This is a genomic window from Pseudoxanthomonas sp. G3, from assembly GCF_057654715.1.
In genome coordinates, this window is the sequence record NZ_CM172805.1 from 725,500 (window position 1) to 741,285 (window position 15,786).

The window sequence follows — 15,786 nt, forward strand, 5'->3', positions numbered from 1 at the left end:
TGTTAAACTCGGGCGGATTGCTCGTGAATGACGCATTCCCTGCAACGCAAGGCGGTTGATGATCCCTTTTCTTGAAATCCTGCTGGCGCTGCCGTTCGTGCTCGCGCTGGTGGTGGCGCTGGCGCGCGGCCTACCGCGCGGCGCGACCGCGTGGCTGGCCGGCCTCGCGCCGCTGCTGGGCCTGGTCGTGCTGGCATGGCTGACACCCAGCGTGATGCAGGGCTGGAACCTGCGCGCCGAACACGCGTGGCTGCCGCAGATCGGCCTGGATTTCACGCTGCGCCTGGATGGCCTGGCCTGGATGTTCGCCGGCCTGGTGCTCGCGATCGGTGCGCTGGTGGTGATCTACGCGCGTTACTACCTCAGCGAGAAGGACAGCGCGCCGCGCTTCTTCGCCAGCCTGCTGCTCTTCATGGGCTCGATGCTCGGCGTGGTGCTGGCGGGCAATTTGTTGCTGCTGGTGGTGTTCTGGGAACTGACCAGCATCAGTTCGTTCCTGCTGATCGGGTTCTGGTCGCACCGCCAGGATGCGCGCGAAGGCGCGCGCATGGCGCTGGCGATCACCGGCGCCGGTGGCTTGGCGATGCTTGGCGGCGTGTTGCTGATCGGGCGCATCGTCGGCAGCTACGACCTGGACGTGGTGTTGGCCTCGGGCGACCTGATCCGCGGCAGTGCGCTGTATCCGTGGGCGCTCGCGCTGGTGCTGGCCGGCGTCTTCACCAAGAGTGCGCAGTTCCCCCTGCATTTCTGGTTGCCGCATGCGATGGCGGCGCCGACGCCGGTGTCGGCCTATCTGCATTCGGCGACGATGGTGAAGGCGGGCGTGTTCCTGCTGGCGCGCCTGCATCCGGCGCTCGCCGGCACCGACCTGTTCTTCTACGTGGTGACCAGCGTGGGCGCGCTGACGCTGTTGATCGGCGCCTGGTACGCGATCTTCCAGCACGACCTGAAAGGCCTGTTGGCATACTCCACGATCTCGCACCTGGGCCTGATCACCCTGCTGTTCGGCCTCTCCACGCCGATGGCGGTGGTGGCCGGTGTGTTCCACATCCTCAACCACGCCACCTTCAAGGCCTCGCTGTTCATGGCGGCCGGCATCATCGACCACGAGACCGGCACCCGCGACATGCGCCGGCTCGGCAACCTGCGGCGTTCCATGCCCTGGACCAGCGCGCTGGCCATCATCGCCTCGCTGGCGATGGCCGGCATCCCGCTGCTCAACGGCTTCCTGTCGAAGGAGATGTTCTTCGCCGAAGCGATCGATATCGCCGGGCACCGCGCGATGCGCGATGCCATCGCGGTGGCGGCGCTGCTGTACGGCATCTTCGGCGTGGCCTACAGCCTGCGCTTCGTCTACGAAACGTTCTTTGGCGAGGGGCCGCGCGCGCTGGACAGCACCCCGCACGAACCGCCGCGCTGGATGAAGATCCCGGTCGAAGTGCTGGTGGTGCTGTGCGTGGCGGTGGGCATGTTTCCGGCCTGGACCATCGCGCCCGTGCTGAAAGCCGCTGCCGGCGCAATCCTCGGGCCCGCGACGCCCGAGTACAGCCTGGCCGTGTGGCACGGCATCAATACCCCGCTGCTGATGAGCCTGGCCGGCATCGCCGGCGGCGTGGCGCTGTATTTCGGCCTGCGTCGCCTGTTCGATCTGCATGCGATCATGCGCCGCTCGCTGGGCCGCCACCTGTTCCGCTGGAACATGGATGCGCTGTACGCGTTGGCGGGACGGTTCACTGCGCGCGTTGCCAATGGCAGCCTGCAACGCAGCCTGCTTTACTTGGTGCTGGCGGCGCTCGTCGCGGGCGCGTGGCCATTCCTGTCCGGCGGCGCCGCGCCGTTGCCATGGCGCGCGCCGCAACCGATGCCGCTGCTCGGCTGGCTGCTGTGGCTGGTGCTGGTGGCCTGCACGGTGTGGACGATCCGCCTCTACCGACAGCGCCTGCTCGCCGTCGTCGTGCTCGGCGGCGCCGGCCTGATGGTGAGCCTGGCCTTCGTGTTCCTGTCGGCCCCCGACCTCGCGTTGACCCAGTTGATGGTGGAGATGGTCAGCCTGGTCCTGCTGTTGCTCGGCCTGCACTATCTGCCGGCGCGCTCGCCGCCGGAGCGTACGCCCCGCCGTCGCGTGCGCGACATCGTGGTCGCGTTGGCGGCGGGCCTCGGCACCGGCCTGCTCGCCTACCAGATGATGACGCGTCCCGTCGGCACGATCAGCGGCGAACTGCTGGCGCGCTCGCTGCCCGAAGCCTACGGCAGCAACGTGGTGAACGTGATCCTGGTGGATTTCCGCGGCTTCGATACCTTCGGCGAGATCACGGTGTTCGGTATCGCCGCGCTGATCGTGCACGCGCTGCTGCGACGCGCGCGGATGGCGCCGGAGAAGGTCATGTCGGGTCCGCCGGTGAAGCTGCCGGTGCCCGCCGATCTCGCGCAGATCATGTTCCCGCTGACCTTGACGGTGTCGGTCTTCCTGTTCCTGCGCGGGCACAACGCGCCCGGTGGCGGTTTCATCGCGGGCCTGGTGCTGGCGGTGCCGCTGCTGGTGCAGTACGTGATCCAGGGCGCGGCGTCGGTGGAATCGCGCTTCGGCTTCGACTACGTGCGCTGCATCGGCGTGGGCCTGATCGTGGCGGGGCTGAGCGGCGTGGCTTCGATGGGGTTCGGCGTGCCGTTCCTCACCAGCGGGCACCTCGACCTTGAGCTGCCGCTGATCGGCACGGTGCCGCTGGCCAGCGCGATCGGTTTCGACACCGGCGTGTACCTGGTGGTGTTCGGCGGCGCCATGCTGATCCTGTCGATGCTCGGCACGATCAAACCCTCGCGCACGCGCATCTCGCATCTGGGCGTGATGGAGCCCGGCGATCGATCCACCCGTACCGGAGAGATGCGCTGATGGGGGTTGCCCTCTAATGGAACTGGCCCTCGCGAGCGCGATCGGCATCCTGACGGCGGCGGGCGTCTACCTACTGCTGCGCGCGCGCACGTTCGACGTCATCCTCGGGCTGACGCTGCTGTCGTACGCGACCAACCTGCTGATTTTTTCCGGCGGACGGCTGGTCGCGGGTAAGCCGCCGGTGCTGCGCGATGGCGTGGCCACCGACCTGGCCCACTACACCGATCCGCTGCCGCAGGCGTTGGTGCTCACCGCCATTGTGATCGCGTTCGCGATGACAGCGGTGACCGTCGTGCTGGCGATCCGCAGCCGCGGCGACAACGACAGCGACCATGTCGACGGTCGCCGCGCCGAACGCGAGTTCCAGGCAGCCGAACAGCGCCGGCACGACGAGGCGCGCGAAGCCGCGAAGGCCGACGAGGCGGAGGACGGCGCATGAGCCACCTGCCCATCCTGCCGATCCTGATTCCGCTGTTCGCCGCGTCGATCGCGCTGTTCTTCGAACATCGCCGCTTCGGCATGGTGCCGCAACGGATCGTCGCCGGGCTGTCGTTGGCGGCCATGCTCGCCGTGGCGGGCGTGCTGGTCGCGCAGGCGTCCACCGGCGATGTGCAGGTCTATCTGCTGGGCGATTGGCCGGCCCGTTTGGGCATCGTGCTGATGGTCGACCGCCTGTCCGCGTTGATGGTGTTGGTCGGCCTGCTGCTCGGCGCGGCGTGCCTGCTGCATGCCTGCGCAGGCTGGGATCGGCGCGCGCCGCACTTCCATGCGTTCTTCCAGTTCCAGCTGATGGGCTTGAATGGTGCCTTCCTGACCGGCGACGTCTTCAACCTGTTCGTCTTCTTCGAAGTGCTGTTGATCTCGTCGTACGGGCTGATGCTCAGCGGCGGGCGGGGCGAGCGCATGCGCGCCGGCCTGCACTACGTGACGTTCAACATCGCCGCGTCCACGCTGTTCCTGATCGCCCTGGGCTTGCTGTATGGCCTGCTGGGTTCGTTGAACATGGCGGAGTTGTCGGTGCGCGTGGCGCAGTTGCCAGCCGACGACGTGGCGCTGGTGCAAGCGGCGGCCGGTCTGCTGTTCGTGGTCTTCTGCGCGAAGGCCGCGTTGTTGCCGATGTACTTCTGGTTGCCGGAAACCTACACGCATGCGCCGGCGGCCGTGGCCGGCCTGTTCGCGATCATGACCAAGATCGGCCTGTACGCCGTGCTGCGCTTGGGCACGCTGACGTTCGGAGTCGCCGGCCCGCTGGCGGGCTTCGCCTGGCCGGCGCTGCTCGCGCTTGGTGCGGTCACGCTGGTGCTCGCCGCGCTCGGCGTGCTCGCGGCGAACCGCCTGCGCGCACTGGCCGCCTACCTCGTGCTCGGCTCCGCGGCGACGCTGTTCGTCGCGTTCTCCCTGCACACCGCCGGCACCGTCAGCGCGGGACTCTACTACCTGGTGCACAGCAGTTTCGCCGGTGCGGCGCTGTTCCTGCTCGCGGACCTGATCCGCCGTCGCCGCGGCCGTGCGGGCGATCGCAAGGACGTCATCGCCGCGCTGCCCGGCAAGACCGTGCCGGGCCTGCTGTTCCTGGTCGCGGCGGTCTCGCTGGCCGGCCTGCCGCCGCTGTCCGGCTTCATCGGCAAACTGCTGCTGCTCGGCGCAGTGCCGGAGGGCCCCCGCACCTTCTGGGTCTGGTTGCTGGTGCTCGGCACCAGCTTCCTGATGCTCGTGGGCTTGGCGCGCGCCGGCACGCGGCTGTTCTGGCGTGTCGAACCGTGGCCGGACGCGAGTGCCGAGAAAGTCGCGGCGTTCACGCCGGCGAGCGACCTCGCGCACGCACCCTCGCGTCCGCTGGAAACCGCGGCCACCGTGCTGCTGCTGGCGTATGGCGTGGCACTGGTGCTGGGCGCCGCGCCGGTGCTCGACTACACCCGTGCCACCGCGGCGCAATTGCTGGTGCCGGGCGCCTACGTCGACCACATGCGTGCGGCCACGCCCGTCTTGAGGGAGCCCTGAGCATGGTCGCGAGATGGCGCAAGCGCTGGCTGCCCTCGTTGCCCTTGAGCGCGACGGTATTCTGCTTCTGGTTGCTGATGAACGACGCGATCAGCGTCGGCCAGATCCTGATGGCCCTGATCCTGGCGCTTCTGATTCCATTGTTCGCCGCGCGCCTGGACCGTGAGTTCGCGCGCATCGGCCGCCTGCGCAGTGTGCCGCGCATGCTGGGCGTGCTGCTGCTGGACATCGTGCAGGCCAACGTCACCGTGGCTCTGCAGGTGCTGGGCCCGGAGCGCAAGATCAATCCCGGCTTCATCTGGGTGCCGCTGGACATCGGCAACATCCACGGCATCGCCGCGCTGACCAGCATCATCACGCTGACGCCCGGCACGGTGTCGTCGGCGCTGTCGGACGACCGCCGCCACCTGCTGGTCCACGTGCTGAACCTGGACGATGCCGATGAGGTGATCCGGCAGATCAAGACGCGCTACGAGGCACCGCTGATGGAGATCTTCCCATGACCCCGCAGGCCCTGGTGACCTACGCCGTGATCGGTTCGATGCACATCGTCGGTCTGGCGATGCTGCTGGCGCTGTACCGCCTGGTGCGCGGCCCCAGCGTGCCGGACCGCATCCTTGCGCTGGATACGCTTTACGTCGCGGCGATCGCGCAATTGATGCTGTTCGGCATGTACCTGGGCACGGCGGTGTACTTCGAGGCCGCGCTGATCATCGCCATGCTCGGCTTCGTCGGCACGGTGGTGCTGAGCAAGTACGTGCTGCGACGGGACATCGTCGAATGAGCTGGGTCTTCGCCATCCTGCTGGTCCTGCTGCTGGCCGTGGGCAGCTTCTTCATCCTCGTCGGCTCCTTCAGCCTGGTGAAGCTGTCTGAGTTCTTCAAGCGCCTGCATGGCCCCACCAAGGCCAGCACGCTGGGCGTGGGCTGCGTGCTGATCGCGTCGGTCGGCTACCACGCGCTGTCGGGCACGGACCCGCAGCCCCGCGAGTTGCTAGTCACTGCCTTCCTCTTCATCACCGCGCCGATCAGCGCGCACCTGATGGCGAAGGCCGCGCTGTCGCTGAAGATGGCCGAGCGTCCGCCGATGCCGGGCGATGTTGACGCCTCCAACGACGACGCATCGTTGAGCCCCTGATCCGCATGCGCGCGGCTCTCGTCTTCGGCGCCAGTGGCCAGATCGGTGAAGCGCTGCTGGCGCGACTGTCGAAGGCCGGCTGGCAGGTGTTCGCGGTGTCGCGTGCACCGCGCGCGTCGTCATCGAACGTACGTTGGCTGCGGGGCGAGTTCGCCGGTATCGACGATCTGCCGGCAACGGTCGACGTGATCTTCAGCACCGGGCCGCTGGACGGCTTCGCGCAGTGGTATGCGCGCGGACAGATCGCGGCATCGCGCGTGGTCGCCTTCGGTTCCACCAGCCTGGAGACCAAGCAGGCCTCGGGCGATGCGTACGAGCGCGCTATCGTCGCCCGGCTGCAGTCAGCGGAACGCACGGTGTTCGATACAGCGAGCGCGACGGGTGCGGCAGCGACCCTGCTGCGGCCGACGCTGGTCTATGGCGCGGGGCGCGACCAGACGCTGGCGCGCATCGCGGCGATGGCGCGACGCGTGGGCTTCTTCGTGCTGCCGCGTGGCGCGGAGGGGAAGCGCCAGCCCGTGCACGTCGATGATCTTGCGGCTGCCGCCATAGCAGTGGTGGACGCGCCCGGCACGCATGGACGGGCGTATGCGTTGCCCGGCGGCGAAACGCTGGCGTATCGCGAGATGGTGGCGCGCACACTGGCCGCAATGTCGCCGCCGGTGCGGCTGCGTGAACTGCCGATGCCGATGTTCAAGGTGGTGCTGGCGCTTGCCCGCACGGCAGGCATGATGCGCGGGCTCACTGACGATGCCGTGGCCCGCATGCGCGAGGATCTGGTGTTCGATGCGACGCCTGCGGTACGGGATTTCGGGTATGCGCCGCGCGCGTTCGTCGTCGACAAGCGTGCGATAGGTTCGTAGAGCGGAGCTTGCTCCGCTGCACTCGTGATGCTGTATCGAGGATCAGCCGAGCGAGCTCGGCTCTGCTCAGTACTTCCAGCCCATCTTCCGGTAGAACTTGCTGAGCACCCACACCGGGCCGATCAGCAGATAGGTGAGGTCGGTCAGGAAGCTGGGCTTCTTGCCTTCGATCTTGTGGCCGATGAACTGGGCGATCCACGCCACCACGAACACGGTCACCGCGAGGAAGAACAGGTTCTGCAGCCCCAGCAGGCTCTCCAGCCAGCGGGTCAGCCAGGCCATCGCGATGAAGATCGCCAGCATGCCGAAGCCGAGCGGGCGCGAGAGCTTGTAGTAGTACATCCACGCGCCGAACATCGCCAGCGCGGCCCATGCACCGGACTTCACCCAGGTGCCAAATACCGGGATGCACCACAGCAGGGCGACCACCGTCCACAGGATCGCCGGCACGGCGAACACGTGGATGAGCTGGTTGGTCTCGTTGACATGGTCGCCGGAGTAGCTGGCGAACCAGCGGTCTACCGGACGTTGCGCGGTTGCGTTCATTCATCCCTCCCGAGGATGGCAATGCGGCAGGGTATGGAGCATACCCCAGCCCGGCAGGCCGTGCCGGGACCGCGACCCGTGTTCGGATCAGTGGGCGGCAGCCTTGGAAAACAGCTGGATGACGGCCACGCCCGCCACGATCAGCGCCATGCCCAGCAGCGCCGGCAGGTCCAGCGGCTGCTTCAACACCAGCCAGCCGATCAGGGCGATCAGCAGGATGCCGGCACCCGACCAGATGGCGTACGCCACGCCGACGGGCACGGTCTTCAGCGTCAGCGACAGGAAGTAGAACGCGATGCCGTAACCGGCCGCGACCACCAGCGAGGGCCCTGCTCGGGTGAAGCCCTGGGATGCCTTCAAGGCGCTGGTGGCGATGACCTCGGCCGCGATGGCCACGGCGAGATAGACGTAGGCGTTCATGCGCAGGCACCCGATGAAGGGATGGCCAGCCTACTGCAGGAAGCCCTGAATCCCGGCATGCCCCGCATCAGGACGATGCAGGGCCGGATTGCAGGTCAGTCGACGAGGATGCCGGCGAGCTTCTGCAGCGCTTCGGCGTACTTCGCGCGCGTGCGCTCGATGACCTCGGCGGGCAGCGACGGACCGGGCGCGGTCTTGTTCCAGTCCAGCGTTTCCAGGTAGTCGCGCACGAACTGCTTGTCGTAGCTGGGCGGGCTGGTGCCGACTTCGTACTGGTCGGCGGGCCAGTAGCGCGAGGAATCCGGCGTCAGCATCTCGTCCATGATGTAGAGGCGGCCGTCTTCGTCGGTGCCGAACTCGAACTTGGTGTCGGCCAGCAGGATGCCGCGTTCGGCGGCGAAATCGGCGGCGAAGCGGTAGATGCGCAGGGTCGCGTCGCGCACGCGCTCGGCCAGTTCGGCGCCGACGGTCTTGACCATGGCGTCGAAGTCGATGTTCTCGTCGTGGTCGCCGACGGCGGCCTTGGTCGACGGCGTGAAGATCGGTTCGGCCAGCTTCTCGGCCTGGCGCAGGCCGTCGGGCAACTCGATGCCGCTGACCTTGCCGGTGCGCTGGTAATCCTTCCAGCCACTGCCGATCAGGTAGCCACGTGCGATGGCTTCCACCGGCACGGGCTTGAGCTTTTTCGTCACCACGGCGCGTTTTGCGTACAGCGAGGCGTCCACGCCGGAAGGCAGCACCGAGGCGACGTCGATGCCGGTCAGGTGGTTGGGCATCAGGTGCGCCGTCTTGGCGAACCAGAAGTTGGAGATCTGGCAGAGCATCTCGCCCTTGCCGGGAATCGGGTCGGGCAGCACCACGTCGAACGCGCTCAGGCGGTCGGTGGCCACCATCAGCAGATGGTCGCCCTCCGGCGCATCGGCGGGCAGGCGGTCGCGGGGCAGGTCGAACACATCGCGGACCTTGCCGCGATGGCGCAGGGTGAGGCCGGGCAGATCGGATTGAAGCAACGTCGTGGGCACAAACACTCCTTCGGGAGTCCGGAAACCAGCGAGGCATACAGCGTCGTGGGGGCGTGCGGCAGGCCGTGCGCCCGTGCCCCGGGGCGGCCGCCTACCCGCGCGTGGCGGGGCCGGGTACCGGACCGGGCCGCGTAGTGTACGGCGCTTGGGCCCCGTGTGTGCCGTAAAATGGCGCGATTGCCGGAGAAGGCGGACCGAATGAAGCGCTGGTACGGAAAACTGCTGGGATTCGTGGCCGGTTGGCTGCTGATGCGCCATCCGCTGGGCGGCCTGGTGGGCCTGATCATCGGCCATGCCTTCGACGAGGACTGGTTCAAGCTCAGTCGCGACAACCCGTACCGCGTGTTCGACCTGACCAGCGACGCCAGTGATGCCGAAATCGACCAGGTCTATCGCCGGATGATGTCCCAGTATCACCCCGACAAGATGGCCGGCGCCGCGGAAGACCTGCGCCGCCAGGCCGAACAGAAGGCTGGCGAGATCAACGCCGCCTACGACCGCATCAAGACCCTGCGCAAGCGCAAGTGAGCCTCTCCATGTCGAACTGCATCATCGCCCCGTCCATCCTGTCCGCCGACTTCGCCCGCCTCGGCGAGGAAGTCGACAACGTGCTAAAGGCCGGCGCCGACTGGGTGCATTTCGACGTGATGGACAACCATTACGTGCCCAACCTGACCATCGGTCCGATGGTGTGCAGCGCGCTGCGCAAGCACGGCGTCACGGCACCGATCGACGTGCACCTGATGGTGGAGCCGGTGGACCGGATCGTGCCGGACTTCGCCGAGGCAGGCGCCAGCATCATCAGCTTCCACCCGGAAGCCTCGAAGCACGTGCATCGCACGATCCAGCTGATCAAGTCGCTGGGCTGCAAGGCTGGCCTGGTACTCAACCCGGGCACGCCGGTGGAGGTGCTGGACTGGGTGTTGCCGGAGCTCGACCTGGTGCTGCTGATGTCGGTGAATCCGGGCTTCGGCGGCCAGGCCTTCATCCCGTCGGCGCTGGACAAGCTGCGTGCTGTGCGCGCGATGATCGACAAGACCGGCAAGGACATCCGCCTGGAGATCGACGGTGGCGTGAAGGCCGACAACATCGGCCAGATCGCGGCGGCCGGCGCGGATGCCTTCGTCGCCGGCTCGGCGATCTTCAATGCACCGGACTACAAGGACGTGATCGATCGCATGCGCCAGGCCGTGGCCGACGCGCGCAGCTGACGGGTGCGTAGAGCGGAGCTTGCTCCGCTTGCCGTACAAGCTAAAAGAGGCGATGGCTTGCGCCACCGCCCCGGAGAATTGGAGGCTGATCCTGCCTCCGCCCATCGTCCCTGCTATGGCCTTCCACACTACGGATGGTCTGTGACGGGAAGATGACGGCGGCTGTCGCTGTTGTAGGAGCGACGTAAGTCGCGACCGTAGATCAGCAGGATCAGGATTGTCGGGTCGACAGGTTCCCTTTCTTCACGGCGTACGGTCGCGACTCACGTCGCTCCTACAGGAGAGCGGCTATTCTCGACTGTCCCCCAAGGAAGTCCCCATGCCCTCACCCCGCTGGCGCCTGATCCTCAATGGAAAATCCGCCGGCGACGACGCGCTGCGCGAGGCCGTGGGCACGATGCGCGAGGGCGGCATCGCACTGGACGTGCGCGTCACGTGGGAAGACGGCGATGCGGAGCGCTATGTCGACGAGGCCATCGCCGATGGCGTGGACACGGTGATCGCGGCCGGTGGCGACGGTACGCTGAGCGAAGTGGCCACCACGCTGGCGCATCGCGACGAGTCTGCCGATGCGCTGCCCTCGCTCGGCCTGGTACCGATGGGCACCGCGAATGATTTCGCGACAGCCGCCGACATCCCCGATGCGCCGCTGGCGGCGTTGCAGCTGATCCACAAGGTGGCTGCCGCACCGGTCGATTTGCTCCGCATCGACGCCGACGACGGCACCCATTGGTGCGCGAACCTGGCCAGCGGCGGCTTCGGCACCGAGGTGACGGTGGAGACGGATGAGGGGCTCAAGAAGATGCTCGGCGGCCTGGCCTACCTGATCACCGGCATCGCCCGGCTCGGTCGCATCGAACCGATCCGTGCCCGCATGCGCGGCGAATCTTTCGCCTGGGACGGCGATTTCATCGCACTGGGCCTCGGCAACGGACGGCAGGCGGGGGGCGGGCAGGCGCTGTGTCCGGATGCCCGGATCGACGACGGCCTGCTCGATCTGACCATCGTCCCGGAGCTCTCGGGCGAGGTCGCGGCGACCGTGGGCACGCTGGTCAAGGACGGCAAGCATGCCGCGCTGGACCGGGTTGCCGTGCGCGCCCGATTGGCGTGGGTCGAGTTGACGGCCGATGCGCCCTTCACGCTCAACCTGGATGGCGAACCCGTGCAGTCGCGGCGGTTCCGCGTGGACTGCGTGCCGCGCCGCGTCCGCATGCACCTGCCCGCGGCGTGTCCCCTGCGGGCGTGATCGGCCCGGCTGGCCGGTGGGGTCGACCATCGGGTAGAGTAGGGGTGTGTCCCACCCCACGCGCCCGCTTTCCAAACTTTCCGCACGCCGTTGCTGGCGATGGTGGCCCGTAGCCGTCGCCCGTCCCGCCCACGCGTCCCGGAAGGAAAGCCCGCTTGATCTCGCACGACCAGTTCCAGCAGTTCGCTGCTGAAGGCCACACCCTCGGCTCCTACAATCGTGTTCCCGTTGTCCGTGAAGTGCTGTCCGACCTGGATACGCCGCTTTCGGTCTACCTGAAACTCGCCGATGCGCCGCACACCTACCTGTTCGAATCGGTGGAAGGTGGCGAGCGTTTCGGCCGCTACTCCATCATCGGCCTGCCGGTACGGCGCGTGGCCACCTTCCATGGCCATCGCCTGGAAATCCGCGATCACGGCCAGTTGGTCGAGGCGCGCGAGGTCGATGATCCGTTCGCCGAAGTCGAGGCGCTGCGCGCCGCGTATTCGGTGCCGCGTCTGCCGGGCCTGCCCGGGTTCACCGGAGGCCTGGTCGGCTGGTTCGGCTTCGAGTGCATCGGCTACATCGAGCCGCGCCTGGCGAGTGGCGAGAAGCAAGACGAACTCGGGACGCCCGACATCCTGCTGATGTTGTCGGAAGAAGTGGCCGTCTTCGACAATCTCAAGGGCCGCCTGTACCTGATCGTGCATGCCGATCCGCGCGAGGCCGGCGCATGGGAAGCAGCACAGTCCCGTCTGGATGCGTTGACCGCCAAGCTGCGCCAGCCCGGCTCGTATCCCACGCCGATCACCCGCGACGTGCTGGACGAAAGCCACTTCGTTTCCGGCTTCACCCACGACGGCTTCATCGCGGCGGTGGAGCGGTCCAAGGAATACATTCGCGCCGGCGACATCTTCCAGGTGGTGTTGAGCCAGCGCCTGAGCGTGCCGTTCAATGCGCGGCCAGTGGACGTGTACCGTGCGTTGCGCGCGCTGAATCCGTCGCCTTACATGTATTTCCTCGACGTCGGCGACGTGCAGGTCGTCGGCTCTTCGCCCGAGATTCTCGTGCGCTTGGAGAAAGGCGAAGTCACCGTGCGTCCCATCGCCGGCACCCGTCCGCGTGGCAAGACGCATGACGAGGACGTCGCGCTGGAAGCCGAGCTGCTGGCCGATCCCAAGGAGCGCGCCGAGCACCTGATGCTGATCGACCTCGGCCGCAACGACACCGGCCGCGTATCGGAAGCCGGCACCGTGCAGGTGGGCGAGCAGTTCGTCATCGAGCGCTACAGCCACGTCATGCACATCGTCAGCGAAGTGACCGGCAAGCTGTTGCCGGGCCTGAGCTACGCCGACGTGTTGCGGGCGACGTTCCCCGCCGGTACGGTCAGCGGCGCGCCGAAGATCCGTGCGCTGGAAGTGATCCGCGAACTGGAACCGATCAAGCGCAATGTTTACGCCGGCAGTATCGGCTACATCGGCTGGCACGGCGACGCCGACACCGCCATCGCCATCCGCACCGCCGTCATCAAGGACGGCCGCCTGCACGTACAGGCCGGCGCCGGCATCGTCTACGACTCCGACCCCGAGAAAGAGTGGGACGAGACGATGAACAAAGGCCGCGCGCTGTTCCGCGCGGTCGCGGAAGCGGCGAAGGGCCTGTGATGGAGATCGCCACCGACAACGCGAAGATCAACCTTCGCAATGACTACAGCGAGGGCGCGCATCCGCGCCTGCTGCAGGCGCTGGCCGTGGCGAGTGCGGAGGTCAATCGTGGCTACGGCCTGGACGTCCATAGCGTCCGCGCCGCCGCGCTGATACGTGGCCGGCTCGCCCGCGACGCCGATGTGCATTTCCTGGCCGGCGGCACGCAGACCAACCTCGTGGCGCTGGCGGCGTTCCTGCGCCCACACGAAGCCGCGATCGCGCCGGCCAGCGGCCACATCGCCACCCACGAGACCGGCGCCATCGAAGCCAGCGGCCACAAGGTGCTGACGGTCGCCACGCCGGACGGCAAGCTGAGTCCGGCGCTGATCCGGCCATGCTTGGATGGCCACAGCAGCGAGCACATGGTGAAGCCGCGGCTGGTCTACATTTCTAACACGACCGAGTGGGGCACCGTCTACAGCGCCGCGGAACTGCAGGCACTGGGCGCGTTCTGCCGAAGCCGCGACCTGCTGCTTTATGTGGATGGCGCGCGTCTCGCCTCCGCGCTGACCACTGCTGGCAACGACGTGGACCTGGCGCTGCTGTCGGCCGAGGCCGACGCCCTCTACATCGGCGGCACCAAGAACGGCGCCCTGCTGGGCGAAGCACTGGTGATCGTGAATCCCGTGCTGCGCACCGACTTCCGCCACATCATCAAGCAGCGCGGTGCGATGCTGGCCAAGGGCATGGTGGTCGGCGCGCAGTTCGAAGCCCTGTTCGAGGACGGCCTCTATTTCGTCCTCGCGACGCATGCGAATGCCATGGCGGCCCGGTTGCGGGAGATCCTGCAGCAGGCCGGTGTGCCGCTGGCGGTCGATTCGCCCAGCAATCAGGTGTTCCCGATATTGCCGAACGCGATGGTCGAGCGCCTTCAACAGTACGTGGAATTCGAGACCTGGGAACGACGCGACCATGGCCGCACAGTGATCCGGCTGATGACGTCATGGGCGACGCCGGAATCCGACATCGAAGCGTTCGCCGCGACCTTTTCCGCGCTTTACAACGAGGATCGTGCCGCGACGGCCGCCTCGCAGGCACAAGGAGCCTGAGCGATGCTGTTGATGATCGACAACTACGACAGCTTCACCTACAACCTCGTGCAGTACCTGCAGTCGCTGGGGGCCGAGGTGAAGGTGGTGCGCAACGATGCGATGACGGTGGACGAGATCGCCAAGCTCGCCCCCGAGCGCATCGTGATCTCGCCCGGCCCGTGCACGCCGAACGAGGCCGGGGTCTCGTTGGAGATCATCGAGCGGCTCGGCGCGAACACGCCGATCCTGGGCGTGTGCCTGGGGCACCAGAGCATCGGCCAGGCCTACGGCGGCAACGTCATCCGCGCCGGCCGCATCATGCATGGCAAGACGTCGCGCATTCGCCATGAGGGCAGGGGCGTGTTCGCGGGATTGCCGGATGCCTACGAGGCGACGCGCTACCACTCGTTGGTGGTCGAGCGCAGCAGCTTGCCGGAGGTGCTGAACGTCACAGCGTGGACCGAGAACGAGGATGGCAGCTTCGAGGAGATCATGGGGCTGCGCCACCGCGAGTTCCCCGTCGAAGGCGTGCAGTTCCACCCCGAGTCGATCCTCACCGAGCACGGCCATGCGTTGCTGAAGAACTTCCTCGAACGATAAGGGCCTGCGTTTGTGGGAGCGACGTCAGTCGCGAACACTGGAACCGCGGAATTGAAGTCGCGACTCACGTCGCTCCCACGGGAATTGCTTATGCCACTGACCCCTCAAGAAGCCCTGCAGCGAACGATCGAGCATCGCGAGATCTTCCACGACGAGATGGTCGACCTGATGCGCCAGGTCATGCGCGGCGACGTGTCGCCGACGATGACGGCCGCCATCCTCACCGGCCTGCGCGTCAAGAAGGAGACCGTTGGCGAGATCGCCGGTGCCGCCACCGTGATGCGCGAGTTCTCGCGCACCGTGGACGTGGCGGATCGCACGCATCTGGTCGACATCGTAGGCACGGGCGGCGACGGATCGCATACGTTCAACATCTCGACCTGTTCGATGTTCGTCGCGGCCGCGGCGGGCGCGAAAATCGCCAAGCACGGCAACCGCAGCGTGTCGTCCAAGTCGGGTAGCGCCGACGTGCTGGAAGCGCTCGGCGTGAACATCGAACTGCAGCCAGAACAGGTATCGCAATCCATTGCGCAGTCGGGGATCGGCTTCATGTTCGCGCCCGTCCACCACCCCGCGATGAAGGTCGTCGCCCCAGTGCGACGCGAGATGGGCGTGCGCACCATCTTCAACATCCTCGGGCCGCTGACGAACCCTGCCGGTGCGCCCAGCATCCTGATGGGCGTGTTCCATCCCGACCTCGTCGGCATCCAGGCGCGCGTGCTGCAGGAACTGGGCGCCGAACGCGCGCTGGTGGTCTGGGGTCGCGACGGCATGGACGAACTTTCGCTCGGCGCCGGGACATTGGTCGGCGAACTGCGCGACGGCCAGGTGCGCGAGTACGAATTGCATCCGGAGGATTTCGGCATCGCGATGGCCGCCAGCCGCAACCTGCGTGTGGGTGATGCCACCGAGTCGAAGGCGATGCTGCTGGGTGTGCTGGACAATCGGCCCGGCCCGGCGCGCGAGATCGTCGTGCTCAACGCCGGCGCGGCGCTCTACGTGGCCGGCGTGGCCGACAGCATCGAAGCCGGCATCGCCGCCTCGCGCGAAGCGATTGCCAGCGGCAAGGCCCTGGAACGGCTGCAGCACTTCGTCGCCACCACCCAGTCCCTGGGAAAACAGGGAACGCACTGA

The 15,786-nt window shown here is 67.2% G+C and carries 17 protein-coding genes; 14 read left to right on the top strand and 3 right to left on the bottom strand.

Translation table 11 applies throughout. The features are described from left to right. The first annotated feature begins 58 nt into the window (after positions 1 to 58). From AC23D6_RS03265 to AC23D6_RS03295, 7 genes are read left to right on the top strand one after another with little or no spacing between them, the layout of a single operon-like run. Positions 59 to 2,890: a monovalent cation/H+ antiporter subunit A gene (locus AC23D6_RS03265; RefSeq protein ID WP_487751404.1), complete on the top strand. Its 2,832-nt coding sequence runs from the start codon at positions 59 to 61 to the stop codon at positions 2,888 to 2,890. Between the two features lie 16 nt (positions 2,891 to 2,906). Further along, positions 2,907 to 3,329, top strand: a complete 423-nt coding sequence (locus AC23D6_RS03270; RefSeq protein ID WP_487751405.1) for a Na+/H+ antiporter subunit C — start codon at positions 2,907 to 2,909, stop codon at positions 3,327 to 3,329. After that, the gene (locus tag AC23D6_RS03275; RefSeq protein ID WP_487751406.1) at positions 3,326 to 4,891 is read left to right on the top strand and encodes a monovalent cation/H+ antiporter subunit D; all 1,566 of its coding nucleotides are present in this window, start codon (positions 3,326 to 3,328) and stop codon (positions 4,889 to 4,891) included. Before AC23D6_RS03270 ends, AC23D6_RS03275 begins: the two co-directional genes overlap by 4 nt. Before the next feature lie 2 nt (positions 4,892 to 4,893). Further along, the gene (locus AC23D6_RS03280; protein WP_487751407.1) at positions 4,894 to 5,394 is read left to right on the top strand and encodes a Na+/H+ antiporter subunit E; all 501 of its coding nucleotides are present in this window, start codon (positions 4,894 to 4,896) and stop codon (positions 5,392 to 5,394) included. Continuing rightward, entirely contained in the window at positions 5,391 to 5,675 is a 285-nt protein-coding gene (locus AC23D6_RS03285) for a K+/H+ antiporter subunit F (protein WP_487751408.1), read from the top strand. The genes AC23D6_RS03280 and AC23D6_RS03285 overlap by 4 nt, the downstream gene beginning before the upstream one ends. Then, complete coding sequence (locus AC23D6_RS03290; RefSeq protein ID WP_487751409.1) at positions 5,672 to 6,028, top strand: Na+/H+ antiporter subunit G; 357 nt, start codon at positions 5,672 to 5,674, stop codon at positions 6,026 to 6,028. The genes AC23D6_RS03285 and AC23D6_RS03290 overlap by 4 nt, the downstream gene beginning before the upstream one ends. Positions 6,029 to 6,033: 5 nt before the next feature. Then, entirely contained in the window at positions 6,034 to 6,891 is an 858-nt protein-coding gene (locus tag AC23D6_RS03295) for an SDR family oxidoreductase (protein ID WP_487751410.1), read from the top strand. 66 nt (positions 6,892 to 6,957) lie between these two features. On the opposite strand, the gene AC23D6_RS03300 is transcribed toward AC23D6_RS03295, so the two are convergent. From AC23D6_RS03300 to AC23D6_RS03310, 3 genes are all read right to left on the bottom strand, one after another. Further along, positions 6,958 to 7,437: an Mpo1 family 2-hydroxy fatty acid dioxygenase gene (locus AC23D6_RS03300; protein ID WP_487751411.1), complete on the bottom strand. Its 480-nt coding sequence runs from the start codon at positions 7,435 to 7,437 to the stop codon at positions 6,958 to 6,960. A gap of 87 nt (positions 7,438 to 7,524) precedes the next feature. Further along, a complete protein-coding gene (locus tag AC23D6_RS03305; RefSeq protein ID WP_487751412.1) occupies positions 7,525 to 7,857 on the bottom strand; it encodes an SMR family transporter in 333 nt (110 codons plus the stop codon). A gap of 95 nt (positions 7,858 to 7,952) precedes the next feature. Further along, entirely contained in the window at positions 7,953 to 8,879 is a 927-nt protein-coding gene (locus AC23D6_RS03310) for a phosphoribosylaminoimidazolesuccinocarboxamide synthase (protein WP_487751413.1), read from the bottom strand. Between the two features lie 198 nt (positions 8,880 to 9,077). Here AC23D6_RS03310 and AC23D6_RS03315 point away from each other — a divergent pair, with 198 nt between their 5' ends. From AC23D6_RS03315 to trpD, 7 genes are all read left to right on the top strand, one after another. Beyond that, complete coding sequence (locus tag AC23D6_RS03315) at positions 9,078 to 9,407, top strand: J domain-containing protein (RefSeq protein WP_487751414.1); 330 nt, start codon at positions 9,078 to 9,080, stop codon at positions 9,405 to 9,407. Positions 9,408 to 9,415: 8 nt separating this feature from the next. After that, the gene (rpe, locus tag AC23D6_RS03320) at positions 9,416 to 10,090 is read left to right on the top strand and encodes a ribulose-phosphate 3-epimerase (RefSeq protein WP_487751415.1); all 675 of its coding nucleotides are present in this window, start codon (positions 9,416 to 9,418) and stop codon (positions 10,088 to 10,090) included. Between the two features lie 319 nt (positions 10,091 to 10,409). Further along, on the top strand, positions 10,410 to 11,336 hold the full coding sequence (gene yegS, locus AC23D6_RS03325; RefSeq protein WP_487751416.1) for a lipid kinase YegS: 927 nt from the start codon (positions 10,410 to 10,412) through the stop codon (positions 11,334 to 11,336). A 155-nt stretch (positions 11,337 to 11,491) separates the two neighbouring features. Further along, on the top strand, positions 11,492 to 12,979 hold the full coding sequence (trpE, locus tag AC23D6_RS03330) for an anthranilate synthase component I (RefSeq protein ID WP_487751417.1): 1,488 nt from the start codon (positions 11,492 to 11,494) through the stop codon (positions 12,977 to 12,979). After that, complete coding sequence (locus AC23D6_RS03335; protein ID WP_487751418.1) at positions 12,979 to 14,070, top strand: threonine aldolase family protein; 1,092 nt, start codon at positions 12,979 to 12,981, stop codon at positions 14,068 to 14,070. The genes trpE and AC23D6_RS03335 overlap by 1 nt, the downstream gene beginning before the upstream one ends. A gap of 3 nt (positions 14,071 to 14,073) precedes the next feature. Next, positions 14,074 to 14,652 (top strand): anthranilate synthase component II, encoded by a 579-nt coding sequence (locus tag AC23D6_RS03340; protein ID WP_487751419.1) that lies wholly within the window; start codon positions 14,074 to 14,076, stop codon positions 14,650 to 14,652. Between the two features lie 90 nt (positions 14,653 to 14,742). Next, entirely contained in the window at positions 14,743 to 15,786 is a 1,044-nt protein-coding gene (gene trpD, locus AC23D6_RS03345; RefSeq protein WP_487751420.1) for an anthranilate phosphoribosyltransferase, read from the top strand.

Excerpts from the sequence above, each read along its gene's own strand:
- AC23D6_RS03275 (WP_487751406.1), top strand. The coding sequence starts at position 3,326 with ATGAGCCACCTGCCCATCCTGCCGATCCTGATTCCGCTGTTCGCCGCG.
- AC23D6_RS03270 (WP_487751405.1), top strand. The coding sequence starts at position 2,907 with ATGGAACTGGCCCTCGCGAGCGCGATCGGCATCCTGACGGCGGCGGGC.
- AC23D6_RS03265 (WP_487751404.1), top strand. The coding sequence starts at position 59 with ATGATCCCTTTTCTTGAAATCCTGCTGGCGCTGCCGTTCGTGCTCGCG.
- rpe (WP_487751415.1), top strand. The coding sequence starts at position 9,416 with ATGTCGAACTGCATCATCGCCCCGTCCATCCTGTCCGCCGACTTCGCC.
- trpD (WP_487751420.1), top strand. The coding sequence starts at position 14,743 with ATGCCACTGACCCCTCAAGAAGCCCTGCAGCGAACGATCGAGCATCGC.
- AC23D6_RS03295 (WP_487751410.1), top strand. The coding sequence starts at position 6,034 with ATGCGCGCGGCTCTCGTCTTCGGCGCCAGTGGCCAGATCGGTGAAGCG.
- AC23D6_RS03280 (WP_487751407.1), top strand. The coding sequence starts at position 4,894 with ATGGTCGCGAGATGGCGCAAGCGCTGGCTGCCCTCGTTGCCCTTGAGC.
- AC23D6_RS03285 (WP_487751408.1), top strand. The coding sequence starts at position 5,391 with ATGACCCCGCAGGCCCTGGTGACCTACGCCGTGATCGGTTCGATGCAC.
- AC23D6_RS03315 (WP_487751414.1), top strand. The coding sequence starts at position 9,078 with ATGAAGCGCTGGTACGGAAAACTGCTGGGATTCGTGGCCGGTTGGCTG.
- AC23D6_RS03335 (WP_487751418.1), top strand. The coding sequence starts at position 12,979 with ATGGAGATCGCCACCGACAACGCGAAGATCAACCTTCGCAATGACTAC.
- AC23D6_RS03340 (WP_487751419.1), top strand. The coding sequence starts at position 14,074 with ATGCTGTTGATGATCGACAACTACGACAGCTTCACCTACAACCTCGTG.
- AC23D6_RS03290 (WP_487751409.1), top strand. The coding sequence starts at position 5,672 with ATGAGCTGGGTCTTCGCCATCCTGCTGGTCCTGCTGCTGGCCGTGGGC.
- AC23D6_RS03305 (WP_487751412.1), bottom strand. The coding sequence starts at position 7,857 with ATGAACGCCTACGTCTATCTCGCCGTGGCCATCGCGGCCGAGGTCATC.
- yegS (WP_487751416.1), top strand. The coding sequence starts at position 10,410 with ATGCCCTCACCCCGCTGGCGCCTGATCCTCAATGGAAAATCCGCCGGC.
- AC23D6_RS03300 (WP_487751411.1), bottom strand. The coding sequence starts at position 7,437 with ATGAACGCAACCGCGCAACGTCCGGTAGACCGCTGGTTCGCCAGCTAC.